Genomic DNA, 15,824 nt, shown 5'->3' with positions numbered 1-15,824 from the left:
CCAAAATGCGGCGTTGCAGTGGCCCCGGCTAGAAGCGCCCTTGCAGCAGACCTGTACTTTTATGCATTGTGCGGCGCAAAAAGGCTGGCTGATCGACTCTGCTCGTCACATGAGTACCGGCGCCGTCGGTAAGCCTCATGGGCAGGCTGCTCAGGCGCGCAATGTCAGCCGTTGCCGCGACAGCCGGCGATAGGACGAAGGTGTCATCCGATGCCTGCGCAGGAAGGCGCGGTTGAAGTTGGAAATGTTCATGTAACCGACCTGGAAACAGATGTCGGTGATCGGGATATCGGTGTCGGCCAGCAGCTTGCAGGCCTGCCAGAGCCGGAGCTTGGCGAGATGGTCGCTGAAGGCGTTGCCGGTGTTCTTCTGGAAAAACCGCGAGAATGTGCTTTCGCTCATGCCTGCCTGTTCCGCCAGTTCGGGCAATTTCAGGTCCTCGGCGAAATGCTGGAACAGATAGATCAGCGTGCGCTGGATGATGTCCAGCGAGGCGGCATCGAGGGCTGGCGAGAAATCCGGCGACGACAGGAGCTCGTATTCATCGGTGCCGGCCAGCAGGTCGAGAAGGCGCAGGAACAGCTGCAGCCGGGCCAGACCGCGCACCTCGCCCATCCGCTCCATCAGGTCGGCGCCGTCCAGCGCGGTCCTGCCGTGGAAGACGATGCCGCGCAGCGACCGTTCGAGGAACGGCTCCAGCTCACGCAGTTCCGGCAGCAGGCCCGCCGATCCGCGCAGGCGCTCGGGATCGAACTGGAGGACGATGTCGCGGCCCTCGATCAGCTCTCCAGGCTGCACCGCGGTCACCCAGTCGTGCGGCAGGCCCCCGCCGACGATGGTCAGGTAGCCCGGACCGAATTCGCCGATGTGGTCGCCGACCAGCACGACGCCGGAGGATTTGCGCAGGAGGTGGATTTCGTATTCCGGATGGAAGTTCCAGACATTGCGCTCCCAGGGATAGTCGTCCAGCCGCCACAGGAAACTGTCGCTGGCCTCGGTGACGATATGCTCGAAGGCCGGCGCGGTGCGCGGGATGGCGGCGGTGTTCTTTCTGCGCCTGAACGGCAAATCTTCACCTCCCGACACATCCTGCCGGATTTGCAGATCCGGCAAAAATCGTAGCAAAGCAGGGACGCCAAGGGAACGCCGAGCCTGCGGCAGGCTCGCTGGCTCAATGGCTGCCCGCGCCTCCTCCCTTGCCATTGTGTCGCATTTCGTTCAATAGACGGCGCAAACGGCGCCATTTCGTGCCGTTTGTTGTACGGCTTCCGGGCTTTTCCCGACGCGCCGTGTTCTGAAAGAGCGGAGCAATGTCTGCGATCGAAACCGGCGCGCGCGCGCCGGCAAATCTTTGGCGTCAGGAAATCAGGGCGACACTGGCGCTTGCCTGGCCGATGGTGCTGACCAATCTCGGCCAGACCGCGATGACGGCCACCGACGTCATGATGATGGGGCGTCTTGGGGCCGACACGCTGGCGGCTGGAGCGCTTGGCGCAAACCTCTATTTCATGCCGCTGATCTTCGGTCTCGGCCTGATGCTGGCGACCTCGCCGATGATCGCCACCGAGCTTGGCCGCAATCGGCATTCGGTGCGCGACCTGCGCCGCACCGTGCGGCAGGGCCTGTGGCTGGCGATCCTCATCAGCATTCCGATCTGGATCGCGCTTTGGCACGGCGAGGAAATCCTGCTGGCGATGGGCCAGGAACCGGCGCTCGCCCATACCGCGGGCATCTATCTGCGCTGGCTCGAATGGGCGGTGCTGCCCTTCTACGGCTATATCGTGCTGCGCTCGTTCATCTCGGCGCTGGAGCGGCCGGGCTGGGCGCTGATCATCGTCTTCGTCGCCGTCGCCTGCAACGTGCTGTTCAACTGGGTTTTCATGTTCGGCAATCTCGGCTTCCCCACCATGGGCATAGCCGGCTCAGGCCTGGCCACGTCGCTGTCCAGCACGCTGATGTTCGCCGGCATGGCCGTCGTGGTGATGTGGGAAAAGAAGTTCCGGCGCTACCGTCTGTTCGGCCGCTTCTGGCGGTCCGACTGGCCGCGCTTCAAGGGCCTGCTCAAGCTCGGCTTGCCGATCGCCGGCATCCTCGCCTTCGAGGTGACGATCTTCAACGCGGCGGCGCTGCTTATGGGGCTGATCGATGCGGATTCTCTGGCCGCGCACGCCATCGCCATGCAGATCGCTTCGATCTCGTTCATGGTGCCGCTCGGCCTCAACCAGGCGGTGACGGTGCGTGTCGGGCTGGCGCATGGCGCCGGCAATCCTGAAGGCGTATCGCGCGCCGGCTGGACGGCGTTCGTCATTGGCGTCTCGTTCATGGCGCTGATGGGGCTGGTGATGATACTGTGGCCGCATCTTTTGATCAGCGCCTTCATCGACGTCGGCAATCCCGCCAACGCCAGGGTCATCACGCTGACCGTTTCGTTCCTGGTCTTTGCAGCACTTTTCCAGATCTTCGACGGCGCCCAGGCGGTTACGGCGGGCATGCTGCGCGGCCTGCACGACACCAAGGTGCCGATGATCTATGCCGCGATCGGCTATTGGGGCATCGGCCTGCCGCTCGGCGTGCTGCTCGCCTTCCATTTCAGCCTGCACGGCGTCGGCATATGGATGGGCCTGGCATCAGGTCTGGCTGTCGTGGCGGCCCTGCTTCTGGCACGCTGGCTGCGGCGCGACCGCATCGCGCCGTCGCTGGCGTTCGGGCATTGAGGCAGGATGGCCGCCTTGTTGCGGCCATCCATCCAAGCACTACTGCTTCAGCACAGCGAGGAAATCGGGCACGTCCCTGAGCGCCGCCGCACGGGCGGCCGGGTTCAGTCCCGTATGCGCGACACCGTCGCCATTGGCGGTGAAGGCCAGACCGTGGAGTTCATGAAGCGGCTGCGCTTCATTGTCGAAATCATGATAGGCGCCGGGGTAGAGGATGAGCTTCACGCTGTCGGGACTGGCGGCCGCGAGTGTTTTGCACGGCTTGGCCGGGGTCCAGTCGTCGGCATCGCCCATCAGGATGAGAAGCGGCATACGCGTCGCCCAATCACTCTTGTCGGCCAGGGCGCTGCAGCCGGGATAGAAAGCGACAGCCGCGTGAAAATCCGGCGACTCCGGCTTCGGCGTATCCTTTGGGCGGACCGTGTAGAGAACGGTCGAGCCACCGTTCGACCAGCCGAGCAGAGCGACGGCATCCGGCTTCACATAGGGCAAAGTCTGGAGGTAGCGGCGGGCGGCATTGGCATCCTCCACCCGCTCGCGATAGGGCTCGACCTGACGGTCGTCGTTCCGGCACTGCGGGCCTAGCCCGCGCGAGCCATAGCTGTCGGGAAAGATCACGACATAGCCGAGCGCCGCGAGCCGCTCGCCCCAGTCGGCATGGCGCGGGCTGAGTTGCGTCTTGTCTTTCGCGCTCCACAGGCCGCTGCAGCCATGCATGGCAACGATCGCCGGAAACGGCCCCTGCCCTTGCGGCTTGAAGACCATAGCATCCAGCGCCGCCGGTTCGTTCTTGCCGTCCGCCGGGATAATGATGCGGTCAGGTGTCTGCGCGGCGGCGACACTCGACGAGGCCGTCCACAAGATGGCCAAACCGGCTAGAGCGGGAAGATATTTCGTCCGCATCGCCAGCACCCTCTCCTCGAAACCGGGATGCATACAGTGTAGCGCAGGCCGGCCCGCTGCAAATCACGGTTGTGTGGCGCGGATACCGCGCTGGAGGCTTCTTCGGGATCGCGCGGCTTCTAGCGCCCTGGCCCCCGCCGTTCCAACCGCCGCGCATATTGCGTAAGGGGAAAGCACATGAGGAAGAAGATCAGCGCTACCAGCCCATAGACCTTGAACGGTTCGAAGGTGGCGTTGTTGATGGCATTGGAGGTCCGCACCAGTTCCTCGAAGCCGATGATTGAGGTCAGCGCCGTCGACTTGATCAGCTGCACCAGAAAGCCGACCGTCGGCGCGCGGGTGATGGAGAAGGCCTGCGGCAGGATGATCAGCCGCAACTCCTGCAGATAGTGCAGGCCGAGGCTGGCGCCGGCATCCCATTGGCCGAGCGGCAGCGCATCGACGCCGGAGCGCCAGATCTCGGCGAGATAGGCGCTGGCGAAAAAGGTGAGGCCGAGCACGGCCGCCGTCCATGGCTCGATGCGCAGACCCAGCATCGGCAGGCCGAAGAACATCAGGAAAAGCTGCATCAGCAGCGGCGTTCCCTGGAACAGGGCGATGTAGCCGGAGGCGAGGCGCCGGCTCCATGTCTTCTTGGATATCCTGAAGAACAGGACGACCATGCCGACAAGGGCGCCGCCGACGAAGGCGGCCAGCGACAACAGCACTGTCCAGCGCGTGGCCAACAGAAGATTGCGGACGATGTCCCAGAGGGTGAACTCGATCATGACACGCCGGCTCCCAGCGCTCGGCGCCCGCCCGCGACAAGAAGCCGGCGCAAAGCCATCGACAAAGCGAGGTAGACCAGCGTGATCACGAAATAGGTCTCGAAGGAGCGGAAGGTGCGCGCCTGCAGCATATCAGCCTCATAGGTCAGCTCGCGCACTGCGATCTGCGACACCACGGCCGATTCCAGCATCATGATGACGATCTGGCTGGTGAGCGCGGGATAGATCACCTTGAGCGCCTGCGGCAGCACGATCTTGACGAACACCTGGCGGGGCCTGAGCCCAAGCGCCAGCGCCGCCTCGGTCTGCCCGCCGGGCACCGCGTCGAGACCGGCGCCGACGATCTCGATCGTGTAGGCTGCCCTGTTGAGCGTCATGGCCAGCATGGCGGCCAGGATCGGGTCGAGCCGGATGCCGAGGCTGGGCAGTCCGAAGAAGATGAAGAACAGCTGAACCAGGAACGGCGTGTTGCGCATCACCTCGACATACCAGGCGATCGCCTGCTTCAGCAGCGCGGGACCGCTGCGCCGCCCCGCCGCGCCCAGCATGCTGAGCAGCGTTCCTGCCAGCGTGGTGACGGCGATCAAAAGGATCGTCGTCGCCGCGCCGTGCGCGATGTCGCCCAAGGCCCCCGGAAGCCAGCCGAAAGCCATGGGAATTCAGTCCTTGAGGTTGTCGGGGTTCAGCGGCGTCTTCAGCCAGGCCTTCGAGCTCTCGTCCAGCTTGCCCTCGGCAAGCATCTTGGCGACGGCGTCGTTGACCGCCTTCTTCAAGGCGTCCTCATTCTTGTTGAGGCCGATATGGGAGGGCGAGGTCAGAAGCTGGAACTTCTGCTCCGGCTTCAACGCGTCCTGCTTGGCCAGCACCTGCGCGCCGACATCGTTGCCGACCACCATCAGTTGCGTCTGGCCAGAGATGAAGGCCTGGATGACGGCGTTGTAGTTGTCGAAGCGCTTGATGTCGGCCGAGGCGGGCGCGGCCTCGGTCAGCGAGGTGTCCTCCAGCGTACCGCGATTGACGGCGATCGACTTGTCGGCGAGGTCTTCCTTGCCCTTCACGCTCATCGCGGCGGGACCGATCACGGCGATGTAGTAAGGCGCATAGGCGGCGGCGAAGTCGATGACCTGCTCGCGCTCCTTCGAGTAGCCGACGCTCATCAAGATGTCGACGCGATGATCGTTGAGGTAGGGGATGCGGTTCTGGCCGGTGACGGCGACCGGATTGAGCTTCACCTTGAGCGTGTCGGCTATGTATTGCGCGACGTCCATGTCATAGCCCTTGAGGCTCATGTCGGCGCTGGCCGACGAGAAGGGCGGGAAGTCGGCGAAAACGCCGACATTGATGGTGCCGGCCTTGGTGATGTCGGCCAGTGCGTCGGCGCTGGCCGCCTGCGTGGCAAGGCCGAGACCGGCGCCCAGCACCAGAATGGCGGCGATGGATGATTTCAGCGTCATGCGGATCGTCATTTTCATTCCCCTTCTGGAAGCTTTTGGTTGTCCGGGTCGGCCGCCGGCTCCAGCGCGGCGGCCGCCTCTGCTTTTGAAGATCAGCCGCCCTTGCTTGTGATTGCAGGGCTGAACACCATCAGGCTCAATATCTCGAACAGCACCTGGGCGCCGGCATGCGCCGTGTTGGTGGTGGAGTCGTATTGCGGCGCCACCTCGACGACGTCGCCGCCGACGATGTTGAGGCCCTTGAGACCGCGCAGCAGTTCGAGCACCTCGCGCGTCGTCAGCCCGCCGACCTCCGGCGTGCCGGTGCCCGGCGCGAAGGCCGGATCGACGCTGTCGATGTCGAAGGAGACATAGGTTGGGCCGTCGCCGACGATCTTGCGCGCCTTCTCGATGATGGCGGGAATGCCCAACCCGGTCACCTCCTCGGCGTGAACGACGGTCATCCCGGACTCGTAGGTGAACTCCCACAGATATTCGGCCGAGCCCCGGATGCCGATCTGGATGGTGCGCGTCGGATCGAGCACGCCGTCCAGCACCGCGTTGCGGAAGGGTCCGCCATGGTGGAACTTGGTCATGTCGAACAGGCCGCTGGTGTCACAATGGGCGTCGATGTGGATGAGCCCGACCGGCGCCTTCTTGCCGACCGCCTTCAGGATCGGATGGCTGATCGAATGGTCGCCGCCGACAGAGAGAGGAAGCACGCCGGCGTCGACGATCTGGTTGGTGCGGCGCTCGATGTCCTCATGGCTGGTCTCCAGCCGATAGCGGCTGCGGAAAGGCGTGTCACCGATGTCGGCGACCCTGAGCTCATGCGTCGGCGCGCATTCCAGGACGTGATTGTAGGGGCCGATGCGCTCGATGGCGCGCAATGCGCGCGGCCCGAAGCGCGAGCCGGGCCGGTTGGTGACGCCGAGGTCCATCGGCACGCCGATCATGGCGACCTGCAGGTCGCCGAAATCGGGGTTTTCAGCCGAGACTTCGCGATAGGGAGCGGCGAGGAAGGTCGGGATGCCGGCATAGGGCGCCAGCCGCGTGCCGCTCTTGGAGAAGATCTTGTCGGCGACCTTGCGGAACTTCGGGTCGAACATCTCGCCGCCATGGCTCTCGCCATATTTGCGACGCAACGCGTCGAGCTTGTCGGTGTTGTAACCCATATCCGTTCCTCCTCGATTTACGCTGTCTTGCCACCGGTCAAGTCAATCGAACCGGGCTCTGACCCGCCGGTCGCTTGCCCGCTGGCTGCCTGCAGATTTCATGTCTTGATGCTGCTCTGGACCAAAGTGTCCGGCAGTCCCATTGAAAAAGCAATTGATATTGTTAGGGTGTTTTCTGTGAGAAAAACTCACAAACTATCGAGAACCGAATGGCCAAGCGCCTGCCACCCCTGAATCCGCTGCGCGCCTTCGAGGCAACGGCGCGCCATGGGTCGCTGACCAAGGCGGCGAGCGAACTGAATGTCACGCATGGCGCCGTCAGCCACCAGATCAAGGCACTGGAGCAATCGCTCGGCGTCAAGCTGTTCGAACGATCGGGCCAGCGGGTCAAGCTGACGCCGCATGGAGCGGAGCTTCTGCCGGCGGTTTCGACCGCCTTCGACGGCATCGCCGCCGCCACCCAGCGGCTGACGCGACCGGCAAGCAGCGGCGCGCTTTCTGTGTCCTGCGTGCCGGCGCTGCTGCTCTTGTGGATGACGCCGCGGCTCGGCAGCTTCACCGCGCAATATCCCGACATCCAGCTGACGCTGATCCCCTCCAACGACCCCCGGGATATCAGGGCGCCGCAGATCGATGTCTGCGTGCATTATGGCAATGGCGGCTGGACCGATTGCTGGATGCGCAAATGGTCGGGCCTGGAACTGTTTCCCGTGGTCAGCCCGACCCTGATCAACAACCGTCCGGTCCGCAGCGTCAGGGATCTCGCCGACCATGTCTTCCTGCATGGCGACGACGGCCGCGAATGGCACACATGGCTGGCGGCAGCCGATGCGCTGGATCTCGAACGGGGGCGGCGCCATCATCTCGGCGACGCCCGCATGGCCGTCGAGGCCGCGGTGCACGGCCATGGCGTGGCGCTTGGCGACTCCGTGACGGCAAGTGCGCTGCTGGCCCGGGGCATGCTGGTGGCGCCGTTCAGCCTCTCGGTGCCGGCGGTCGATGATTTCTATGTCGTCTGTCGCAACGAAATGCGGACGGCGCCGATCGTCCAGGTGTTCATCGACTGGCTCTTTGCCGAGAAGGAGCAGGACGACGGGCGGGCCCACGCGCCGGCGGGCGGGAGGGCGGTGAGCCGCCGCAAACGTCCGAAGTTGAGAGTTGTCGGCGCCAGGGGCACTCCCTGACGGCCGATGGGCTGCGAAACGCGATACACCGCAAGGCAAATCCATCTTGTCGGGATGAAAAGCCGGTACTGGTGCCCTTAAACGGTCATCAGGCGGACAAACTTGACGATTTAACTGGACATGGGCTGCCGCGGTTTGTGATTATGAGCCGGGGCTAAAATAGCGGTGGGCGAGCGGCATGATTGTGCGCTTGGGGCGGCTGTGTGTCTTTGCCGGCGTGTTTCTGCTCGGCTGTACGCTGGTGCATGCCGAGACAAGGGCGCTTGTCGTCGGCGTGTCCGGCTATCCAAGTCTCCCTGAAGCCATTCACCTTGTCGGACCAAAGAACGATGCGCGCGAGGTGGCCAACACATTCGTTCGTCTTGGGGTCCCGGCGGCGGATGTCACTGTGCTTGCCGATGGCGTCAATGGACTCGCCGCCGGCATAGCGGCGCCAGGACCGGGAACCAGAGAGGCGATCCTGGCGGGGCTGGATCATCTCGCGGACACGGCTCGCGAAGGCGATCTCATTGTCTTCTATTTTTCGGGACACGGCTCGCAACAGCCGGACCTCAATGGCGACGAGGAAGGCGGTCTCGACCAGATCTTCCTTCCCTACGACATCGGCCGATGGAACGGCGAAAGCGTCGACCGCGCCATCGTCGATGACGAGCTGGGGCAGCGGGTTCAGCGCATACTCGACAAGGGCGCCGATTTCTTCGGCGTCATCGACGCGTGCCACTCCGCCAGCGGCTTTCGCGATGTCTTCGGCGACGACGCCCGAGGCCGGGGCGTCGACCCGGCCGACCTTGGCGAGCCTCCCGACAAGGTGTCGTCGGAACGGTCCATCGCGCTCGAGCAAAAGCCACCGCCCAAGGGGCGAGGGCGCGCCGCGTTCTTTTACGCCGCGCAGACCACCGAGGTTGCGCTGGAGAAGACGCCGAAGGGAGCGGCTGACGGCGAAAGCTACGGCGTGTTCACCTACACAATGCTGAGCCGGCTAAACCAGACGCCAAACCTGACATACCGGACACTGCATCAGGCCGTGGTCGCCGACATCAAGCGCAACACGCTGATGGCAACGCAGACGCCGGACCTGGAGGGCACGCTGATCGACGATCCGGTGCTCAGGCTGGGCACGGCACCCGTCGTCAGGCAATGGCCGATCTATGCCGGAGATCTCCAGGCCGGCCAGCTTGCCGGCCTCAACGACGGCACGATCCTGTCGCTCTATACCGATCCTGCCGCGCCGGATGCGGACGCGGTAGCCCATGGCGTCATCGAAAGCGCCGGCGCGACCAGAAGCGTGGTGACGCAGATCGCGTGGCCCTGTCCGGTTGCCCTCAAGGACGGGGCCTGCCCCGCCATGCCGGATGAGGCCGCCTTCAAGAAAGGGCGCTTCGCACGCGTCGTCGAACCCGGCGTCGATTTTTCCGTGACCCTGTCCAAACCGGTAAGGCTGAACCCGGCGGACGGCAGGGACTACGCGCCGGCGATCGGCGCGCTGCGCGCGGCGTTGACGTCCGATGCATTGTCCAAGCGCATATCGCTGAGGTCGAGCGGCTACGATATCGCGGTGGCGCTCGTCGACGGCAAGCTGGCCTTTTCCGCCACGGGTGGTCATGTCGACCAGAACGGACCGGGCTCGTCGCCACGCCTAACCCTGCCCGACAACCCTTCCGCCGCTGCTTCCACGGTGGCAGCGGCCATCAACCGGATGGCGCGCGCGCTGGCGCTGCAGCGCCTGGCGGGCAGCGCGGCTGGACAGGCGATCGGGCTGGAAACGCAGATGCTGGTTGCCAGGGCAAAGCCGCAGGCCGTGGCCGCCAAGACGTGTTCCGACGACCGAGCCGATTATGAGCCGCCGGCCGAGGCAGGACCGGCGCCGCATCTCGGCGACTGCGACATCATATCGGTCAAAATGCACAATGGCGGCTCCAAGCCCGCCGACGTGACCGTGCTTCTGATCGGTCAGGATTTTTCGATCACCACGCTGTGGCCGGCCCAGGGCACGATCAACCGGATCGCCCCCGGTGAAGACAAGAATGCGGATATCGCGCAGATCGACCGCGGTTCGGCGGCCAGCGACCAGCGCCTGGTTCTCATCGCCGTACCCGGGCTGGGCAAGGCGCATACGGTCTTTGACAACCTCGAGCAGGAAGGTGTGCGCGATGCTTCCGTGGGCGATGCCACGGCGTCGGACCTGTCCGACCTGCAGGATCTGGTTTCGACGGGCCTGAATGACATGACGCGGACATCCGCGAGCAAATCACCGCGCATCGATGAGGAGATGTCGATCGACATCCGGCCATTTACGACCGTGATGGGCAAATAGGCCTGCCCTTTCGGCAGGAAGGAATAGGCGGCGGCATGGCCGGCGCCCGTGAGGTCCGCAACTGATTTCGCTGCGAAGGGAGGCGGCATCGGATTGGGGAAGCGCCGGCGGCAACGATGAAACCACCGGTGGGGGTAATGCAACCGATACAACAGAGGACTGACCAATGATGAAGAAACTGCTTCTTGCCGGCCTTCTGGCCGCCACCAGCCTCACTGCGGGCGCCTCGCTCGCGGAAGACAAGAAACCCGACATCTCGGCTGCCCAGCAGGCCGAAGGCCGCCAGATCCTGCAGACGGCGCGAGCGCTCGAAAGCTATGGCGAAGCCAAGGGCGACGCTCTCGCCCTGGTGACGGCAGCGAAGATGGTGGCCAGTGTTCCCGGCCGCGTGCTGGCCGACGGCCAGCAGGGCGACAAGGGCGCCAGCTTCGACATCGAGACGGTGCTGAAGAAGGCCGAAGGCCTTGCCCAGGGTGACGAACTGATCACCAAGGTTGCCGGCGACGTCCGCACCATGGCAAAGGCCAATTCCAAGGCGGTCTGCTACTGGCAGTATTACTGCTACTGGAACGGCTACTGCGAATACGCCTACTACTGCTATTGATCCGAACGTCATGAAAGGGAACCCTGCGGCTGTTGCCGCAGGGTTTTCTTTTTGTCGGGCCAGCCGGAAAGCGGGCAGCGTTCTGGCCAATTCGATGCTATGAGGCCTGTCGCGATTGTGACAGGCAGGCAGCGAAGGCGGTAAACGAGACATGGCCAGGACCGATATTGCGCGGCGCGTCTACAACCACACCTGGAAGCTCGATCCGATCGTGCGCAGCCTGCTCGACACGGATTTCTACAAGCTTCTGATGCTGCAGATGATCTGGGGCATGTACCCCAAGGTCGACGCCACCTTCTCGCTGATCAACCGCACCACATCGGTGAAGCTTGCCGACGAGATCGATGAAGGCGAACTGCGCGAACAGCTCGACCATGCCCGCACGCTGCGCTTCTCCAAGAAGGAGATGATCTGGCTGGGCGGCAACAATTTCTACGGCCGCAAGCAGATTTTCGAGCCGGAGTTCCTGGCCTGGCTGGAAGGCTTCCGGCTGCCGGACTACGAGCTTTCCAGGCGCGATGGCCAGTACGAGCTCTCCTTCAGCGGCCCATGGATGTACACCACGCTGTGGGAAATCCCGGCGCTCGCCATCATCAACGAACTGCGGTCGCGCGCGGCGATGCGGGCCTTCGGGCCGTTCGCGCTCGATGTGCTCTATGCCCGCGCCAAGGCCAAGATGTGGGCCAAGACGGAGCGGCTGAAGGCGCTGCCCGGCATCCGCATTTCCGATTTCGGCACGCGCAGGCGCCACTCCTTCCTGTGGCAGCGCTGGTGCGTCGAAGCCTTGAAGGAAGGCATTGGCGAGGCCTTCACCGGCACGTCCAACGTGCTTCTGGCGATGGACAACGACCTCGAAGCGCTGGGCACCAACGCGCATGAACTGCCGATGGTGTTCGCCGCGCTTGCCAATTCGGAGAAGGAGTTGAAGCAGGCGCCTTACAAGGTGCTCCAGGACTGGCAGCGCTACTATGGCGGCAACCTCCTGATCGTGCTGCCCGATGCCTTCGGCACCGCGTCCTTCCTGCGCGACGCGCCGGACTGGGTGGCCGACTGGACAGGCTTCCGCCCCGACAGCGCGCCGCCGATCGAGGGCGGTGAGAAAATCCTGTCCTGGTGGCGCGAGAAGGGCAAGGACCCCAAGCAGAAACTGCTGATCTTCTCCGACGGGCTGGAGGTCGAAACGATCGAGGAGACCTACCGGCACTTCAAGGGCAAGGTGCGCATGTCCTTCGGCTGGGGCACCAACCTGACCAATGACTTCGAAGGCTGCGCGCCGACGGAAACCAACAGCCTGGACGCCATTTCGCTGGTCTGCAAGGTGACCGAGGCCAATGGCAGGCCGGCGGTGAAGCTTTCCGACAACCCGGCCAAGGCGACGGGCGACGAGAAAGAGATCGAGCGCTATCTCAGGATTTTTGGGGCGAAGGATCGCGTGGAGCAACTGGTCAAGGTGTGAGGGGTGACGGGGCTCTTGGATAGGCAGCGTTCTACGGCGCCCCCCTCTGTCCTGCCGGACCCGGCCCTTCGCTGTCGCTCAGGGCGTTCGTTGTTCGGAAAGCCAAGCAATTGGCTTTCCGTCCGCTACGCGGACCACTCCTCACCCCCCACAAGGGGGGAGATTGGCTGTGATCTCCGCTTTCGCCAATCTTCAATGCCGCAAGAAAAGCGCCGATCAGACCAACTGCCGATCTCCCCCCTTGTGGGGGAGATGTCCGGCAGGACAGAGGGGGGCGCCCTAGAACGCTGCCGCCAGTCATTGGCGTTCTTGCTTGGCGCGTTATTGCTCGGCTTCCCCACACCAGCCTTCGCCCACGCCTCCGACCGCGGCCACGTCCTGCTTCTGCCAACCGGCTACTACCTGATCGGCGGCGCCTTCGCCGTCGCCGTCAGCTTCCTCGTGCTGGCGCTGCTGCCGCCTACCGTCCTCGACCGTTTCTGGTGCCGTCGCCTGCGGCTTTTCACCTTCACTGACAACGCCCGCATTTTGGTCAGCCTGGCCTCCTTTGCCGGCTTTGCAATCCTCATCGCCGCCGGCCTTTTCGGCAGCCGCGATCCGCTGTCCAACCCGTTGCCGCTTGTCATCTGGACGCTGCTGTGGGCGGGCCTCACGCTGCTGCAAGGTGTCTTCGGCGATCTCTGGTCATGGCTCAACCCCTGGTACGGGCCTTGGCGGCTGCTGTTGCGCCTGACCGGCAGAAGCGATGAAGCCGCTGCCTGGCGTCTTCCCCGATGGCTTGGCTGCTGGCCGGCCGTTGCCCTGTTCTTCGCCTTTGCCTGGTTCGAGCTCATCGATCCGGCGCCCGACGATCCGGCGCGGCTCGCCTTTGCCGCCGGCCTCTACTGGCTGCTCACCTTGCTGGCCATGCTCGCATTCGGCTATGACAGGTGGAGCCGGAGCGGCGAATTCCTCGGCGTCTTCTTTTCCATGGTGGCGCGCTTCGCGCCGATCGAACGCGACGAAGATGGCCGGCTCGACCTGTGCTGGCCGGGCGCAAAACTGCTGACGGCGGAACCGCTGCCCTCCAGCGGCATCGCCTTCCTGCTGCTGGCCCTTTCGTCCGTCTCCTTTGACGGACTGTCGAAAACCTTCTTCTGGCTCGGCCTGTTCAACATCAATCCGCTCGAATTCCCCGGCCGCACGGCAGTGATCGGCAGCGGCAGTTTCGGCCTTGTCCTGACCTTCGTGTTGCTGGCGGCGGTGTTCCTGCTTGCCGTCCGGCTCGGACAGCGCCTTGCCGGCGCCGACCGGCCTTTCAGTCAGGCGGCGGGACTGCTGGTGTGGTCGATCGTGCCGATCGCGCTCGCCTATCATGTCGCGCATTATCTGACGGCGATGCTCGTCGACGGCCAATATGCACTGGCCGCGCTGTCCGACCCCTTCGCGCTGGGCTGGAACCTGTTCGGCACCGCCGACATGCAGATCGAGGCCGGCATCGTCGCCGGTGCGAGCTCCGCCTGGTGGCTGTGGAATATCCAGGCCGGCGCCATCATAGCAGGCCATGTGCTGGCGGTGCTCGTCGCGCACGGCTTTGCCTGGCGCCTGCACCCGCAACCTGCCCGCGCCGCGCTCAGCCAGTTTCCGCTCACGCTGCTGATGATCGCCTATACCGTCTTCGGCCTGTGGCTGCTGGCGACACCGACCGTCGGTTGATCCGTTTGCACTGGAAAATAAACGTCATTTCCCTTAGGGAACCGGCATTGCCGTGTCCGGACTTTGGTGATTTAGTTTGTACACATGCAATTTTTCGACTTCCGGACGTGAGCGGACTTCGCGCTCCTAACGCTGAACAAGGGGAACGGCATATGGACAAGAGCAAGACCTTCAATCTCTCGAAGTCAGGCCTTAGCCGCCGCACGGCGCTGAAGGGTCTGGCGGCCGGCGCCGGCTTAGCCATGGCGCCCGGTTTCGTCCGCTACTCCCAGGCGCAGAGCTCGGCGCCGATCAAGATCGGTTTCCAGTCGCATCGCACCGGCATCGGCGCCGCCTATGGCCGCTGGTATGAGAAGACCACCGCCGCCGCGATCAAGGCGATCAACGATGCCGGCGGCATCAACGGCCGCCCGGTCGAGGTCATTATCGAGGATGACGGCACCGATCCTGGCCGTGGCGCCGAGGTGGTCGGCAAGTTCGCCACCCAGCACAAGACCGACATCGTCTTCGGCACGCTGTTCTCGCATGTCGTCATCGGCTCCGCGCCCGCCGCCGGCGAGGCCAAGATGCCCTATTTCGTCGTCAGCGAGGGCCATCACGTCGCCTCGACCAAGTTGAACCGTTACGTCTTCCAGCCCGGTATCACCGATGTGAAGAGCCAGATCCAGTCGATGGCGCCGTGGATCGCGGCCAATGCCGGCAAGAAGGTGACGCAGATCTTCCCGGATTTCGCCTTCGGCTACGACCATCGCGACTACCTGCCGCCGGCGCTGAAGGCGCAAGGCGCCGACGTCATCGCGCAGATCGCCATCCCGCCGACGGAATCGTCCTTCACCAAATATTTCCCGCAGATCCCGGCCGAGACCGAGGTGATCTACCACGTCATGGTCGGGCCGGCCGTGCTCACCTTCGTCAAGGAACTCGGTGAATTCTATGGCTCGCAGAGGCCGCAGCTGTTCGGCTTCATCGATTCCCTGGAAGCCGTCGACATCAACAGCCCGGGGCTCGAATTCCTCGACGGCAGCCATTTCTGGGAAGGCTCGCCGCGCTATGCGCAGGCCGACGATTCCGCCGCGCAGAAGGCCTACCGCGCCGCCGTCGGCATCGACGACAATGGCGCTGCCGTCGGCGACCCCAAGGATGTCTCCACCGCCGCGCACATGTTCGGCTGCTGGGAAACGCTGTACGTCGTCAAGAAGGCGATGGAAGACGCCGGCTACAAGGGCCCCGAAGACCGCGCCAAGCTGGTCGAGGCGACCGAGGCGCTGAAGGAATTCGCCGAAGGGCCGGAGCATCCGCAGGGACCGAAGACCTTCAACGGCAAGATCCATCAGTGCTTCGGCATCCAGAATATCTCCAAGGTCGAGGGCGGCAAGCTCAAGGTCGTCCACAAGACCAAGATCGAGGACGGACTCTACGAGGCCGAAGGGGATTATACGACGCAGGCGCTGTGAGCATTGCTTCTGCGCCAAGCGTGAGCGCCCAGGCCCCCCTCTGTGTGCTGCCGGACATCTCCCCCTGAATGGGGGGGATTTGACGTGACTTCGGGTTTCGCCAATCGCCAAAGTCGACATGCGGG

Annotated in this window: 13 protein-coding genes; 7 read left to right on the top strand and 6 right to left on the bottom strand. The window is 64.1% G+C overall.

The window, feature by feature from the left end:
• Positions 1-150: 150 nt before the first annotated feature.
• Positions 151-1,068, bottom strand: coding sequence for an AraC family transcriptional regulator (locus tag J0I79_RS16085; protein WP_292860428.1), 918 nt, complete (start codon positions 1,066-1,068; stop codon positions 151-153).
• A 242-nt stretch (positions 1,069-1,310) separates the two neighbouring features.
• Here J0I79_RS16085 and J0I79_RS16080 point away from each other — a divergent pair, with 242 nt between their 5' ends.
• Positions 1,311-2,714 carry an MATE family efflux transporter gene (locus J0I79_RS16080; protein WP_292860425.1) on the top strand — a complete coding sequence of 468 codons (1,404 nt, stop codon included), beginning with the start codon at positions 1,311-1,313 and terminating at the stop codon, positions 2,712-2,714.
• 39 nt (positions 2,715-2,753) lie between these two features.
• Here the strand turns inward: J0I79_RS16080 and J0I79_RS16075 are convergent, their stop codons facing one another.
• The 5 genes from J0I79_RS16075 to speB form a co-directional block, all read right to left on the bottom strand.
• Entirely contained in the window at positions 2,754-3,617 is an 864-nt protein-coding gene (locus tag J0I79_RS16075; protein WP_292860422.1) for a dienelactone hydrolase family protein, read from the bottom strand.
• Positions 3,618-3,736: 119 nt separating this feature from the next.
• Positions 3,737-4,384 (bottom strand): amino acid ABC transporter permease, encoded by a 648-nt coding sequence (locus tag J0I79_RS16070; protein ID WP_292860419.1) that lies wholly within the window; start codon positions 4,382-4,384, stop codon positions 3,737-3,739.
• Complete coding sequence (locus J0I79_RS16065) at positions 4,381-5,037, bottom strand: amino acid ABC transporter permease (protein ID WP_292860416.1); 657 nt, start codon at positions 5,035-5,037, stop codon at positions 4,381-4,383. The genes J0I79_RS16070 and J0I79_RS16065 overlap by 4 nt, the downstream gene beginning before the upstream one ends.
• 6 nt (positions 5,038-5,043) lie before the next feature.
• On the bottom strand, positions 5,044-5,850 hold the full coding sequence (locus tag J0I79_RS16060) for a transporter substrate-binding domain-containing protein (RefSeq protein WP_292860413.1): 807 nt from the start codon (positions 5,848-5,850) through the stop codon (positions 5,044-5,046).
• An 80-nt stretch (positions 5,851-5,930) separates the two neighbouring features.
• Positions 5,931-6,992 carry an agmatinase gene (speB, locus tag J0I79_RS16055; RefSeq protein ID WP_292860410.1) on the bottom strand — a complete coding sequence of 354 codons (1,062 nt, stop codon included), beginning with the start codon at positions 6,990-6,992 and terminating at the stop codon, positions 5,931-5,933.
• A gap of 209 nt (positions 6,993-7,201) precedes the next feature.
• Between speB and gcvA the strand changes: the two genes are divergently transcribed.
• The 6 genes from gcvA to J0I79_RS16025 all read left to right on the top strand — a co-directional run bounded on the left by gcvA (position 7,202) and on the right by J0I79_RS16025 (position 15,699).
• A complete protein-coding gene (gcvA, locus tag J0I79_RS16050; RefSeq protein ID WP_292860407.1) occupies positions 7,202-8,176 on the top strand; it encodes a transcriptional regulator GcvA in 975 nt (324 codons plus the stop codon).
• A 178-nt stretch (positions 8,177-8,354) separates the two neighbouring features.
• Complete coding sequence (locus J0I79_RS16045; RefSeq protein WP_292860404.1) at positions 8,355-10,490, top strand: caspase family protein; 2,136 nt, start codon at positions 8,355-8,357, stop codon at positions 10,488-10,490.
• Positions 10,491-10,656: 166 nt separating this feature from the next.
• A complete protein-coding gene (locus tag J0I79_RS16040) occupies positions 10,657-11,094 on the top strand; it encodes a hypothetical protein (RefSeq protein ID WP_137931438.1) in 438 nt (145 codons plus the stop codon).
• Between the two features lie 151 nt (positions 11,095-11,245).
• Entirely contained in the window at positions 11,246-12,550 is a 1,305-nt protein-coding gene (pncB, locus tag J0I79_RS16035) for a nicotinate phosphoribosyltransferase (protein WP_292860399.1), read from the top strand.
• Positions 12,551-12,802: 252 nt separating this feature from the next.
• On the top strand, positions 12,803-14,245 hold the full coding sequence (locus tag J0I79_RS16030; RefSeq protein WP_292860396.1) for a hypothetical protein: 1,443 nt from the start codon (positions 12,803-12,805) through the stop codon (positions 14,243-14,245).
• Positions 14,246-14,397: 152 nt separating this feature from the next.
• On the top strand, positions 14,398-15,699 hold the full coding sequence (locus J0I79_RS16025; protein WP_292860393.1) for an ABC transporter substrate-binding protein: 1,302 nt from the start codon (positions 14,398-14,400) through the stop codon (positions 15,697-15,699).
• Positions 15,700-15,824: the final 125 nt, after the last annotated feature.

The sequence above is a fragment of the Mesorhizobium sp. genome, assembly GCF_017306585.1.
GTDB lineage: Bacteria > Pseudomonadota > Alphaproteobacteria > Rhizobiales > Rhizobiaceae > Mesorhizobium.
Note: the sequence above shows the minus strand (reverse complement) of the source record. Positions and strands in the feature narration are given on the sequence as shown.

Excerpts from the sequence above, each read along its gene's own strand:
- gcvA (WP_292860407.1), top strand. The coding sequence starts at position 7,202 with ATGGCCAAGCGCCTGCCACCCCTGAATCCGCTGCGCGCCTTCGAGGCA.
- J0I79_RS16080 (WP_292860425.1), top strand. The coding sequence starts at position 1,311 with ATGTCTGCGATCGAAACCGGCGCGCGCGCGCCGGCAAATCTTTGGCGT.
- pncB (WP_292860399.1), top strand. The coding sequence starts at position 11,246 with ATGGCCAGGACCGATATTGCGCGGCGCGTCTACAACCACACCTGGAAG.
- J0I79_RS16030 (WP_292860396.1), top strand. The coding sequence starts at position 12,803 with ATGTCCGGCAGGACAGAGGGGGGCGCCCTAGAACGCTGCCGCCAGTCA.
- J0I79_RS16040 (WP_137931438.1), top strand. The coding sequence starts at position 10,657 with ATGATGAAGAAACTGCTTCTTGCCGGCCTTCTGGCCGCCACCAGCCTC.
- speB (WP_292860410.1), bottom strand. The coding sequence starts at position 6,992 with ATGGGTTACAACACCGACAAGCTCGACGCGTTGCGTCGCAAATATGGC.
- J0I79_RS16065 (WP_292860416.1), bottom strand. The coding sequence starts at position 5,037 with ATGGCTTTCGGCTGGCTTCCGGGGGCCTTGGGCGACATCGCGCACGGC.
- J0I79_RS16045 (WP_292860404.1), top strand. The coding sequence starts at position 8,355 with ATGATTGTGCGCTTGGGGCGGCTGTGTGTCTTTGCCGGCGTGTTTCTG.
- J0I79_RS16025 (WP_292860393.1), top strand. The coding sequence starts at position 14,398 with ATGGACAAGAGCAAGACCTTCAATCTCTCGAAGTCAGGCCTTAGCCGC.
- J0I79_RS16070 (WP_292860419.1), bottom strand. The coding sequence starts at position 4,384 with ATGATCGAGTTCACCCTCTGGGACATCGTCCGCAATCTTCTGTTGGCC.
- J0I79_RS16075 (WP_292860422.1), bottom strand. The coding sequence starts at position 3,617 with ATGCGGACGAAATATCTTCCCGCTCTAGCCGGTTTGGCCATCTTGTGG.
- J0I79_RS16060 (WP_292860413.1), bottom strand. The coding sequence starts at position 5,850 with ATGACGATCCGCATGACGCTGAAATCATCCATCGCCGCCATTCTGGTG.